This window comes from Sphingomonas sp. Marseille-Q8236 (genome assembly GCF_965112005.1).
In genome coordinates this window covers 331,981-343,973 of the sequence record NZ_CBCOPO010000002.1, presented here as the reverse complement: position 1 = coordinate 343,973, position 11,993 = coordinate 331,981, and the positions used below count along the sequence as shown (strand labels likewise).

At 69.5% G+C, this 11,993-nt stretch carries 13 protein-coding genes; 2 read left to right on the top strand and 11 right to left on the bottom strand.

Annotated features, from left to right (window positions below):
• Positions 1-232 precede the first annotated feature (232 nt).
• Both ACWPWT_RS13970 and ACWPWT_RS13965 read left to right on the top strand, forming a co-directional pair.
• Positions 233-886 (top strand): nicotinamidase, encoded by a 654-nt coding sequence (locus ACWPWT_RS13970; RefSeq protein WP_454280174.1) that lies wholly within the window; start codon positions 233-235, stop codon positions 884-886.
• A gap of 58 nt (positions 887-944) precedes the next feature.
• On the top strand, positions 945-1,853 hold the full coding sequence (locus tag ACWPWT_RS13965) for a LysR family transcriptional regulator (RefSeq protein WP_454280173.1): 909 nt from the start codon (positions 945-947) through the stop codon (positions 1,851-1,853).
• 4 nt (positions 1,854-1,857) lie between these two features.
• Here ACWPWT_RS13965 and ACWPWT_RS13960 read toward each other — a convergent pair whose 3' ends face one another.
• The 11 genes from ACWPWT_RS13960 to ACWPWT_RS13910 are packed head-to-tail and all read right to left on the bottom strand — an operon-like array spanning position 1,858 to position 11,972.
• Positions 1,858-2,856: a bile acid:sodium symporter family protein gene (locus ACWPWT_RS13960; protein ID WP_454280172.1), complete on the bottom strand. Its 999-nt coding sequence runs from the start codon at positions 2,854-2,856 to the stop codon at positions 1,858-1,860.
• A gap of 28 nt (positions 2,857-2,884) precedes the next feature.
• On the bottom strand, positions 2,885-3,226 hold the full coding sequence (gene uraH, locus ACWPWT_RS13955) for a hydroxyisourate hydrolase (protein WP_454280171.1): 342 nt from the start codon (positions 3,224-3,226) through the stop codon (positions 2,885-2,887).
• Positions 3,223-4,644, bottom strand: a complete 1,422-nt coding sequence (locus tag ACWPWT_RS13950; protein ID WP_454280170.1) for an FAD/NAD(P)-binding protein — start codon at positions 4,642-4,644, stop codon at positions 3,223-3,225. Before ACWPWT_RS13950 ends, uraH begins: the two co-directional genes overlap by 4 nt.
• Positions 4,641-5,132 (bottom strand): 2-oxo-4-hydroxy-4-carboxy-5-ureidoimidazoline decarboxylase, encoded by a 492-nt coding sequence (gene uraD, locus ACWPWT_RS13945; RefSeq protein ID WP_454280169.1) that lies wholly within the window; start codon positions 5,130-5,132, stop codon positions 4,641-4,643. The genes ACWPWT_RS13950 and uraD overlap by 4 nt, the downstream gene beginning before the upstream one ends.
• Entirely contained in the window at positions 5,122-5,508 is a 387-nt protein-coding gene (gene hpxZ / locus ACWPWT_RS13940; RefSeq protein WP_454280168.1) for an oxalurate catabolism protein HpxZ, read from the bottom strand. Before hpxZ ends, uraD begins: the two co-directional genes overlap by 11 nt.
• On the bottom strand, positions 5,505-6,407 hold the full coding sequence (gene puuE / locus ACWPWT_RS13935; RefSeq protein WP_454280167.1) for an allantoinase PuuE: 903 nt from the start codon (positions 6,405-6,407) through the stop codon (positions 5,505-5,507). Before puuE ends, hpxZ begins: the two co-directional genes overlap by 4 nt.
• Positions 6,404-7,585: a pyridoxal-phosphate-dependent aminotransferase family protein gene (locus ACWPWT_RS13930; RefSeq protein WP_454280974.1), complete on the bottom strand. Its 1,182-nt coding sequence runs from the start codon at positions 7,583-7,585 to the stop codon at positions 6,404-6,406. The genes puuE and ACWPWT_RS13930 overlap by 4 nt, the downstream gene beginning before the upstream one ends.
• Before the next feature lie 37 nt (positions 7,586-7,622).
• Positions 7,623-8,879, bottom strand: a complete 1,257-nt coding sequence (locus tag ACWPWT_RS13925) for an allantoate amidohydrolase (RefSeq protein ID WP_454280166.1) — start codon at positions 8,877-8,879, stop codon at positions 7,623-7,625.
• Complete coding sequence (locus tag ACWPWT_RS13920; RefSeq protein WP_454280165.1) at positions 8,873-10,456, bottom strand: gamma-glutamyltransferase family protein; 1,584 nt, start codon at positions 10,454-10,456, stop codon at positions 8,873-8,875. The genes ACWPWT_RS13925 and ACWPWT_RS13920 overlap by 7 nt, the downstream gene beginning before the upstream one ends.
• The gene (locus ACWPWT_RS13915) at positions 10,453-11,811 is read right to left on the bottom strand and encodes an AtzE family amidohydrolase (protein ID WP_454280164.1); all 1,359 of its coding nucleotides are present in this window, start codon (positions 11,809-11,811) and stop codon (positions 10,453-10,455) included. Before ACWPWT_RS13915 ends, ACWPWT_RS13920 begins: the two co-directional genes overlap by 4 nt.
• Complete coding sequence (locus tag ACWPWT_RS13910; protein WP_454280163.1) at positions 11,808-11,972, bottom strand: hypothetical protein; 165 nt, start codon at positions 11,970-11,972, stop codon at positions 11,808-11,810. The genes ACWPWT_RS13915 and ACWPWT_RS13910 overlap by 4 nt, the downstream gene beginning before the upstream one ends.
• Between the last annotated feature and the right edge of the window lie 21 nt (positions 11,973-11,993).

The window sequence follows — 11,993 nt, the reverse complement described above, 5'->3', positions numbered from 1 at the left end:
ATTCTTCATGGTAGTGCAACTTGTTTATTAGAAAGCAGGGTCTTCGAACCGCTGGAATTCGCCAGGCTTGCCCCGGACGAAGCCACGCAATCCCCCGTGCCCGTTTGTCGGCGCCCGCCGTTCATAGGCATGATCCCGAACCGCTAGACGGTATCATTTGCCGTGATCCGACAATAAGCATTGTTGCCAAAGGCGGCCTGTCATCCGGTCCGTCAGCGAAGTGGAGACGGCGATGGACAACGGACGGTTCACGGGCGACGAGGCGATCGCGGAGACGGATGCCCTCATCATCATCGACCCGCAGATGGATTTCTGTCCGGGCGGCCGCCTGGCCGTGGCGGGAGGAAACGAGATCATGGCCGGGATCGACGCGCTCGCCCCGCGTTTCCGGCATGTCGTCGTGACCCAAGACTGGCATCCGGCCGGACATTTGTCTTTTGCGAGCAGCCATCCGGATCGGCACCCGTTCGATACGGTGAAAATGCCTTATGGCGAGCAGGTGCTGTGGCCCGATCACTGCATCCAGAACACACCGGGTGCCGATTTCCATCCCGATGCGGCAAGCGCCATCGGCCATGCCCAGCTCATCATCCGGAAAGGCTCTAATCCGTCGGTCGATTCCTATTCCGCCTTTTTCGAGAACGACAAGACGACGAAGACCGGTCTGGCGGGGTATCTGCGTGACAAGCACGTGCGGCGGTGCGTGTTCGTTGGGCTGGCCTATGATTTCTGTGTCGCCTGGTCGGCGCTCGATGCCAGGCGGGAGGGGTTCGAAGCCTCAATCCTGAAGGACTATACGCGCGCGATCGCCATGCCGATCGGTGGCGGCACCACGGTCGACGCGGCGGAAGCCGAATTCCGCGTGGCCGGGGTCCGGCTCCGATAGGCCGTCAGGCACGGATGGCAGCCACCGTGCATCGGCCGGATGGAATAATCGCGAGGCAATGATGGTCCTTATCAAGACGGGGTTGATCTATTTCGATCAGGCGATCCGCCACGGTTCGATCCGTAAGGCCGCGGAAACGCTGAATATCGCTTCCTCTGCGGTCAACCGGCAATTGTTGCAGCTCGAGGAAGAACTGGACGTGCAACTGTTCGTCCGCATGCCGCGCGGCATACGCCCGACCGCGGCGGGCGAGGCGTTGCTGGCCTATATCCGCCGCTGGAAGCGCGAAAGCGTCACCTTGCGTCACGAGATGCTGCGGCTACGCGGCGGGGAGCGCGGCCTGATCCGGATCGCCGCCGCCGAGAGCCTGGCCGACGATCTCGTTCCGCGCGCGATCGCCCGCTACAAGGAACGCTTTCCCCTGATCGAATTCTCGCTGCTGGCGGGGGACAATCACCGGGTGAAGGCGGAATTGCTGTCCAAGGAGGCGGACGTCATCTGTGCCTTCGACCTGACGGGGACCGCGCGAACCGCGACCGTCGCACATGTCCAGATGCCGATCGGCGTCATCGTGCCGCCGGACCATGCCCTCTCCGGCCTCGACCAGGTGACGTTGTCCGACTGCATTCCCCACGCGATCGTGACGCCGCATGACGACTGGCTCAAACAGAGCGTCTTGTACGACCTGTTCGATATGAGCGACGTGCCGCTCAAGCGGGTCGCCACGGTCGAGCGGATCGATACCCTCAAGAATCTGGTCCGCGCGGGGATCGGCATCGCCTTTCTGTCGCGCATCGGGCTTGAGCGTGAGCTGGCGGCGGGTGAACTCCGCTGGATTCCGCTGGTCGAGGGGATCGTCCGCCCGGCCAGCGTGTCGATGCTGCTGCAACGCGGGCGGGTATTGCCCATCTATCTCAGCAGTTTCGTCGACATACTGAAGGAAGAATTCGCACGGTTGGAGGAGTAGCGGTTCAACCCGGCACGGTCGCAGGTCCCACCACCGCCGCCGCATCCGCCTCGTTCGCCAGCCGCCGGGCGAGAAAGGCGCAGGCGATCAACTGCAACTGATGGAACACCATGACCGGCAACAGCACGACGCCGACCTGGGCAGGCGGGAACAGCACGCCCGCCATCGGCACGCCCGTCGCCAGGCTCTTCTTCGACCCGCAGAACCGCATCACCGCCGCATCGGCAGGGTCCAGCTTCATCGCCCGCGCGATGAACCCGGTCAGGACCAGCACCACCGTGAGCAGTGCCGCGCACCATCCGACCAGTTCGGCCAGTTCCAGCGCCCCGACCTGCGACCACAGCCCCTCGCTCACCGCCGCGCCGAAGGCGGTATAGACCACCAGCAGGATCGATCCGCGATCGAGCGTGGTCACCAGCCGTTTGCGCGCCGCGATCCAGTCGCCGATCCACGGGCGCAGCATATGCCCGGCCGCGAAAGGCAGGAGCAGTTGCAGCACGATCGTCCGCACGCTGTCGAACGACAGGTCGACCCCGCCGGTACCGGGCAGCAGCAACGCCGCCAGCGCGGGCGTGATGGCGATGCCGAGCAGGTTGGACAGCGACGCGCTGCACACCGCCGCCGCCACGTTCCCGCGCGCGATGGCGGTGAAGGCGATCGAGGACTGCACCGTCGAAGGCAGCAGCGTCAGGAACAGGATTCCGGTCGCCAGATCCGGTGCCGGCAGGCCGCTGCCGGTGATGGCGAGACCGAGCAGCGGGAACAGCACGAAGCTTACCGCAAGGATCGCAAGGTGCAACCGCCAGTGCCGCGCGCCTGCGACCAGCGCGCTGCGCGACAGTTTCGCGCCATGGACGAAGAACAGCGCGACGATGGCGGTATCGGCGGCAATGTCGAAAATCGGAGCGCCGATCCCACGCGGCGGCAGCAGCGTGGCGATCAGCACGGTCGCCAACAGCATCAGGATATAGGGCTCGATCGTGGCGAGCAGGCGACGGATCATCGGGGCACTCCGGCGGGAAGGAACGGGATCAACTGCCCCGATAGGTGGAATAGCTGTAGGGCGAGACGAGCAGCGGCACGTGGTAATGGCCCCCGTCCGGCGCGATGCCGAAATCGATCGTCACCCGATCGAGAAAGGGCGGGTCGGGCAGGTCGACCCCGGCGGCGCGGAAATAGTTGGCGACCGCAAAGGACAATGCATGGTGTCCCGGCAAGACCGGCACGGCGGCCAGCGCGGGACAGCGCCCATCGGCATTGGTCACGCCATCAAACAACCGCACCCCGTCGCCGTCGAGCAGCGTGACGGCGATGCCCGCCGCCGGCCGGCCATGCGCGGTGTCGAGGACATGGGTGGACAGGGTCGCGCTCATGCCACCGCCCCCGTGCGCGGCCATGCCCCGATGAATTCGGGCTCGTCATAGTCGAGATAGGCGGCGATCATCGCATCGCGATCGTCGAGGAACAGCTGGTCGGCCACCCCCGCCACCAGCCGGGGCAAGGCGTGGCGCAGTCCCGACAGCGCGGAGGCCGACAGGCCGAGGCTGATGAGCCCCGAATAGTTGAACGCGAACAACCCGTGCAGCGCCGCCGCATCGTCGGGCGTGCGCGGCAATAGCTGGAATTGCGGCCCCAGATAGGGATGCGCATCGATCAGCGAATGCGACGCCTCCCCCGGGCGATAGCGGTCGGACCAGCGCGCGATGCCGTCGGCGACCAGCGCCAGTTCGGGGCGCAGCGCCGGGTCGGTGACCAGCCCGGTCGACAGGACGAGAAAGTCGAACGTCTCGGTCCCGCGCGGGGTGGTGACCGCGACCGCATCGCCGGTGTCGGCCACGTCCAGCCAAGGCGTGCCGAGATGCAGGTGAAAGCCGGGCAGCGCCGACGCGCGGTCGAACGTGTCGTTGGTCGGCGGCTGGCTGCGGTCGAAAAAGGCGACCATCATCCGGTATTTGGCGGCATCGTCCAGCGCGGGGAAGCGGCCGATGATCCCGCTGCGCTCCATATGCCGGATCGGATTGACGCGCGGCAGTTCCGGGCGGCGGACGAAAACATGCGCCTCGGCCACCCCGGCGGACAGCGCGGCATGGGCATTGTCGAACGCCGAGGCCCCCGCCCCCAGCAACGCGATGCGCTTTCCGGCCAGCCCCGCATAATCGATCGAAGCGGACGTATGGGCATAGCGGGTCGCGGGCAGCCGATCGCGCACCAGTTCGGGCACGTGCCAGTTGCCGCCCCCCTGGATGCCGGTCGCCAGCACGACCTTGCGCGCGAGCAGCGGCACACCGTCCGCGAGGTGGACGCGGAATCGCCCGCCCAGCGGCTCGATCAGCGTGACCCGCGCCTCGTTGCGCACGGGCAGGTTCAGGACGGCGCGATACCAGCGCAAATAGGCCATCCAGTCGCGGCGCGGAATCTTGTCCAGCGCCTCCCATCCTTCCGCGCCATGCTGCGCCTCCCAGAAAGCGCGGAAGGTCAGCGAGGGAATCCCCATATCAATCGCGGTCAGGTGCTTGGGCGTGCGCAGCGTCATCATCCGCGCATAGGTGTCCCACGGCCCCTCATAGCCCGCCGGGTTTTCGTCGAGGACGAGGATGTTCGACACACGCTCGCGCAGCAGCCCGAACGCCGCGCCCAAACCGCTCTGCCCGCCGCCGACGATGATGACGTCATGGACATGGCCCTCCGCCATGGGCTGCGGCACCGTCCAGGCAGGGCCGCCATGCGCCAGGCGTTCGAGATCGGTCGCGACCTGCTGGGCCAGGGCGGCCAGGCCGATGGGTTGGGTCATGCCAGGGTCTCCAGTCGCAGGCGGACGATATGGCCGATCTCGGTCAGCGCGGTTTCGACCTCGGCCTCGCGGTCGTTGGACAGCCGCTCGGCCATGGCGCGCAATATGCCCGCGCGGTCGGTCCGCCGGACGCAGATGATGAAAGGAAAGCCGAACCGCTCGCCATAGGCGGCGTTGAGCGCATGGAAGCGCTCAAACTCTTGCCGGGTCATGCGGTCCAGTCCGGCCGAGGCCTGTTCGCTGCGCGACTCCTCGGTCAGCGTGCCCGCGATCGCCGCGCGCCCCGCCAGTTCGGGATGGGCGCGGATCACCGACAGCCGCTCTTCGGGCGTAGCGTCGGCAAGCACCGCCACGATCCCCTCCGCCAGATCGGCAAAGGGCCGCCGCGCCGCCGCGCGCTCCACCACCCAGGGCGAATGCTCGACCACGCTCGCATAGCGCGCGACGAAAGCCTCGCTCGACATCGCATTGAAATCGCTATCGGTCATGATCCCGCCCCTCGATCGAGACATGCGCGGCGACGACTTTCCAACCATCGGGAAAGCGCACCCAGGTCTGGCTCTGCCGCCCGCGCCGGGCATCGCCTTCGCGGAAGAATTCGGCGTTGGCGGTCGCATGGTCGCGGCCGAAGCTGTGGATCGCGACCGTTCCGAGCCGACGCTGCGGCGATCCGCCCCGCCCCTTGCGAAAGGCGCGAATGGCCTCCGCGCCATACAGCACCTCGCCGACGCCATAGCGGATCGTGGTCGGATGATCGTGGAACAGCCGGTCCATCGCGGGCACGTCATCGGCCATCAGCGCGGCTTCATAAGCGGTGAAGGCGGCCATTACCTCGGCCACCACTTGCGGATCGTCGATCGTCATGCCGGGTGCACCTGTTGCCAGTGTCGCGCGATATCGATGCGGCGCGCGATCCACGCGTCGCCGCTGGCGATCACATGGTCGACGAAGCGGGCCAGCGCCGCCGCGCGGGCCGGCCGTCCGACGATGCGCCCGTGCAAGCCCACCGACATCATCCGCCCGCCCTCAGCCCGCAACTGTTCGAACGTGTCGCGCAGATAGCGGAAAAAGGGCTCGCCATCGGCAAAGCCGTTATAGGCGACGAACTTCATGTCATTGGCGTCGAGCGTATAGGGCACGATCAGCTGCGCCCGCCCGCCATTCGCCCCGGCATGGCGACGATCCCAATAAGGCAGGTCGTCGGCATAGCTGTCGGCGTCATAGACGAACCCGCCCTCGGCGGCGACCAGCGCGGCGGTCGCGGGCGAGGTCCGCCCCTGATACCAGCCCAGCGGGCGCGCGCCGGTCAGGCGGGTGTGCAGCGCGATCGCCTCGGCAATGTGCGCGCGCTCCACCTCGGGCGGGACATATTGATAGTCGATCCAGCGATAGCCGTGGCTGGCGATCTCCCAATCGGCGGCCAGCATCGCGTCGACCGCCGCCGGATTGGCGGCCATGGCGGTGGCTACCGCGAAGGCCGTGACCGGCACCTGCCGCTCGGCGAACAGCCGGTGCAGCCGCCAGAAACCGGCGCGCGCGCCATATTCGTACAGGCTTTCCATCGCCATGGCGCGGGCGGGATGGCTGGCCGCGCCGACCATCTCCGACAGGAACGCCTCCGACCCGGCATCGCCGTTCAGGACGCTGTTCTCCGCGCCTTCCTCGACATTGACGACGAACTGCACCGCGACGCGCGCGCCGCCGGGCCAGCGGGGATCGGGCGGCGACGCGCCATAGCCGACCAGATCGCGCGGCGCGGTCATGCGGCATAGCTTTCGAGCGCGGCATCGACCCCGGCGCCGGAGGGCAGCGTCATCCCCTCTGCCCGCAACACCGCCTCCAGCGCGGCGAGCGTCAGCAGCACCTTATGCTTCATGGCATTGTAGCCCATTGCGCCGATCCGCCAGACCTTGCCCTGGAGCGGGCCGAAGGCGGTGCCGATCTCGATCTCGAAATCCTCGCGCATCCAGGCGCGCACCCGCTCGCCGTCGATGCCGGGCGGGATCAGGATGCCGGTCACGTTGGTCATGCGGAACCGATCGTCGCCGAACACCTCCAGCCCCAGCGCGCGAGCCCCGGCCACCACCGCCCGGCCCGCCGCCGCATGGCGCGCGAACCGTGCCTCCAGCCCCTCGCCCAGCGCCACGCGGGCACATTCGCGCGCGCCGTAGAGCATCGTCGTCGCTTCGGTATGGTGGTTCAGCCGCTTCTCCGACCAATAGTCCATGATCATGGCGAGGTCGAAATAGTTGGTGCCGATCCGCACCCCGCCCGCATCGACAATATCGTCGCGGCGAATGCCCTTTTCGACATGGCGACGCCCCAGGATGCGCTCGGCGGCGCGGGGCGAGATGGTGATCGGGGCCGATCCCGACGGACCGCCCAGGCATTTCTGCAAGCCGCCGGTGACGATGTCCGCGCCCCAGCGGTCGGTGGCGATCTCCATCCCGCCGATCGTCGCGGTCGCATCGACATAGAGATACGCGCCCGCCGCCTTGCACAGCGCCCCCACCCCGTCGAGCGGCTGCGCCATGGTGGTCGAGGTGTCGCCATGGACGCAGGCGACCACCATCGGCGCGGTCCGCTCGATCGCGTCCGCGATGGCGTCGAGCGGCACGGTTTCACCCCAGGGGACCGACAGCCGTTCGACCTGCGCGCCGATCCGCTCGCCAATCTCTTGCAACAACAGCCCGAAGCGGCCGAAATCGACGACCAGCAGCCGGTCCCCCGGCGCGAGCAGCGACACCAAAGACGCCTCGATCGCCGCGCGCGCGGTGCCGTCGATCAGGAAGGTCCAGTGGTTCTCGGTCCCGAACACCGGCCGGTACAGCGCCATGACCTGGTTCATATAGCCGGTCATTTCCGGATCGAACTGGCCGAGCAGGTCCGCACTCATCGCGCGCAGGACGCGCGGATGGGCGTTGACCGGCCCCGGCCCCATCAGCAGCCGCTGCGGCGGATCGATCTCGCCAAAAAGGTCAGGCGTCACGATAATCTTCTCCCAATCGATCGATAAAGCCGCGCATCGCGGCAAAGGCGGCATCGGCATCGGCCGGGTCGACATGTTCGGCCGGGTTGTGGCTGATCCCCCCGGCACAGCGCAGGAACAGCATCGCGACGGGCCCCAGCGCGACCATCGCCATCGCGTCATGCCCCGCGCCCGACATCAGCCGACGCGAAGCCTGCCCGGTGGCGACGACCGCCGCGTCGAGCAGATCCATGAGGCGAGGATCGCACGGACAAGGCGGCAGGTCGTGGACCGTCGCGACGGTGAGGGTCACGCCCCGATCGCGCGCGATGGCCTCCATGGCCGCGCCGATCGCGGCGGCGGCGCGGTCGCGGCGGTCAGTCGCGCCTGCGCGAATGTCGACGGTGAAGCGCACCTCGCCCGCAATCACGTTCGCCGCCCCCGGCGCGACCTCGATCCGACCGACCGTCGCGACCAGATCGGACGCGGCGGCGACCGCGATGTCCTCGACCGCCGACACCATGCGCGCGGCGGCGGCCAGCGCGTCGCGGCGCAGCGGCATGGTGACGGTCCCGGCATGGCCCGCGACACCGTTCACCGTCACCTCAAGGCGGAGTTGCGCGGCAATGCCAGTCACGACGCCCAGTGCCAGCCCCTCCGCCTCCAGCACCGGCCCCTGTTCGATATGCGCCTCGAGATAGGCGATCATCGAGCCCGGCGCGCGACGTGCGGTGGCGAGCGCGGCGGCCTGGCTGCCGAACTCACGCAACGCGGCATCGACGCTGATCCCCGCCGCATCGGCCATGTCGGCCGCGCCGGGCGTCAGCGCGCCCGCCACCGCGCGGCTGCCCAGCATCGCGGCGGGAAAGCGCGATCCCTCTTCGTCGCCGAAGCCGATCACCTCGATCGCGAAGGGCATGCGACGTCCCTCGGCATGAAGCGCGGCGACGCATTCGATGCCCAGCATCACGCCCAGCGGCCCGTCATAAGCCCCGGCGTCGCGCACACTGTCGAGATGGCTGCCGATCACCAGCGCGGGCGCGTCCGGGCGCGTGCCCTCATAGCGGCCGATCAGATTGACGGCGGCATCATGGCGGACCGTCATGCCTGCCGCCTCCATCCACGCCCCGACGCGTTCGATCGTCGCGCGATAGGCAGGCGTCAGCCAGCCGCGAAACAGCCGGTCCGCCCGGTCGCTATAGGGCGCCCGCGACAGCTCGAGGCAGCGCGCCACCGCGCGCGCGCCGGATGCGGTCGTCGTCACCATGTCGCCACCATCCCGTCGCTGCGCGGATCGGCCGCGCCCTCGATCATCCCGCCGGGATGCCGCAGGATCGCCCCGGCATGGCCCATCATCGACGACCAGCCGGGCACGCGTTCGACCGCATGGCCCGCCGCCGCCAGTTGGTCGTACAGCGCCGGGTCGAACCCCGCCTCGATTTTCAGCGTCGTGCTCTGATCGCCCCAGGTCCGCCCGAGCAGCCAGCGCGGAGCGTCCACCGCCGCCTGCAGGGGCTGACCGAACAGCGCATGACGGGTAAAGATCGCCGCCTGGGTCTGCGGCTGTCCCTCGCCGCCCATCGTGCCATACGCCATGACCCGGCCATCGTCGAACCGCGCCAGCGCCGGGTTCAGCGTGTGGAAGGGCCGCGCTCCGGGTCGCAGCCGGTTGGGGCCGTCACCGTCGAGCGCGAAGGAGCATCCCCGATTCTGCCACGCGATGCCTGTGCGTGGCAGGACGATGCCCGATCCGAACTCGAAATAAGTGCTCTGGATACAGCTGACGACCTGCCCGCGCGCGTCGGCCGCGCCGAACCAGGTGGTATCGCCCAGCGCCGGGGGATGCGGCCAGGGCGCGGCGTGGTCGGGGTCGATCGCCCCGGCCATGCGGTCCAGCGCGGCGCCGTCGCCCAGCAAGGCCTGCGCATCCTGCGTCATCGTCGCCGGGTCGCCGACATGCGCGTCGCGCCAGCGGAACGCCTGCTTCGTCGCCTCGACCAGCCGGTGGACATGGTCGAACCCATCGGCCTCGGCCGCGCGCAGCCGGTCGAACAGCGCCAGGATCAGCAGCGACGCCACCCCCTGCGTCGGCGGCGGCAGGTTGAACAGGCGCGCCCCGCTGATCGCCACCTTTAGCGGCGCGACGGCCCGCGCGTCGAAGGCGGCGAGGTCGGCCGCCGCAAGCGGACTGCCGAGCTGGGCAAGGTCGTCGGCGATCGCCTGTGCCAGCGCGCCGCGATAGAAGCCGTCCAGCCCCTCCCCCGCCAATCGCTCCAGCGTCGCCGCCAGCGCGGGCTGGCGGAGTAGGTCCCCCTTGACCAGCGGACGGCCTTCGGGCTCGAAGACGGACGCATAGGCGCCGGGCAGGTCGCGTAGTGCGGGCGACGCGGCGGCGGCGACCTGCGCTCCGCCCGCCGTGATGACCACGCCGCTCCGCGCGTGATGGATGGCATCGCGCAGCAATCGGTCGAGCGGCAGGGTCGCGCCGCTGCGCGCCAAGGCCGCCTGCCACCCCGCGACGGTTCCCGCCACCGTGTTCGCCGCCAAGGGTCCGCGCCACGGAATGGTCGCATGGTCGCGGTACAGCGCGCGGTCCGCCGCCAGCGCCGCCGCGCCGCAGCCGTCGATCGCCCAGGTCCGGCCGTCCGGCTCGGCCACCAGCCAGAAGCCGTCGCCGCCGATCCCGGTCATGTGCGGATAGACCACGGCCAGGCAAGCGGCGGTCGCCACCGCCGCCTCGACCGCGCTGCCGCCCTCGGCCAGCACGTCGCGTCCGGCCTGAGCCGCCAGATGGTGCGGGGCGCTGACCATGCCGCGCAGGGAACGGGGGGTCGCGCGCATCATGCCGCCTCCGCCAGAAGAGGAGCGAGCGGACAGGCCACCAGTCCCGCCGCGACCAGCGCCGCCGCCGTCTTGAATAACAACGCCTCACGCCCCGGCGCGGCGATCAGCTGCACGCCGATCGGCAGCACCCCCTCGGCCTGGGCCAGCGGCACCGAGAGGATCGGCACCCCCGCCAGGCTCAGCGGCTGGGTGTGCAGGCCCAGATCGGCGCGCGCCGACAGCGTCTGGCCATCGATGACGATCGTCGTCGCATCGATGCGGGGCGCGGGCATCGGCGTCGCGGGGGCCAGCAGCAGGTCATGCCCGCCCAGCGCGTCGGCGACCTCGGCCATGAAACGCGCCGCGACCGCCTCGGCATCGCGGACGGCGGCGACCGGCTGGAGCGCCCCGGCGATCAGCCGGTCGCGCGTCGCCGGATCGAACGCTATCGCGTCGCGGCTCAGCGCGGACAGATGGCGATGGCCACCCTCGGCCCCGGTCAGCAGGAAACCGGCCGACCTCGCGGCGGCGGCGGAGCGCAGCACGACCGGCGGCCCCGCCTCCAGATGCGCGGCGATCCGATCGATCCCGGCAAGGACGGCGGCATCGGCACGCCCGGTGAACCATCCGCCCAGAGCCGCGACGCGAGGACGCCCGCCCGCGAACGGCGGCAACGCCTCGCCGAGCATCACCGCATGGGCCAGCGCCATATCCTCGGGCGAGCGGGCAAAGCACCCGACCGTGTCGAGCCGCTCGACAAAGGGATAGACGCCCTCGACCGACAGCGCGCCGAAGGTCGGCCGCAATCCGAATATCCCGCACAGGCTGGCGGGCACGCGGATCGATCCGTTGGGATCCGATCCCAGCGCCAGCGGCACCAGCCCCGCCCCGACCAGCGCCGCCGATCCGCCCGACGAGCCCCCCGCCAGCCGATCGGGATCGTGCGGGTTGCGGGTGGTGCCATGATGGGCATTCTCGGTGGAGAAGCCATAGGCGAACTCGTCCATATTGGCCGTCGCGACCAGCACCGCCCCCGCCGCGCAGAGCCGCACGACGACCTCGGCATCGCGGACCGCCGCCGGGGCCTGAGCGCGTTGCCGGGCACCCGCCGTCGTCGTCTCCCCGGCGACGTCGAACAAATCCTTGACCGCAAAGGGCACGCCCGCGAGCGGACCGGGATCGCGCCCGGCGGCGACCGCCGCGTCGACCCGCACCGCATCGGCCAGCGCCCGCTCCCGCAGCAACCGGGTGGCCGCGTTCAGGCCATCGCGCCGCGCGATGCGGTCGAGCGTGTCGATCGCGACCTGCCGGGCCGACAGCCGCCCCTCGCGAACCTGGGCGGCGATGGCGCAGGCGGTTTCGGGCACCACGCTCATTTTGCATCCTCCGCCAGAGCTTCGCGCACGACGGCATGATGCCGCGCCAGCAATTGCTGGTTGGCGACGACGCCGTCCAGCGCCGCTGCCGGAAGGACCAGCCCCAGGCGTTCGGCCTGAAGGATGGCGGCGTTGCGTTCGGCTTCCGTCGGCTGCGTCATGCTATCGTCTCCCTATCGCTC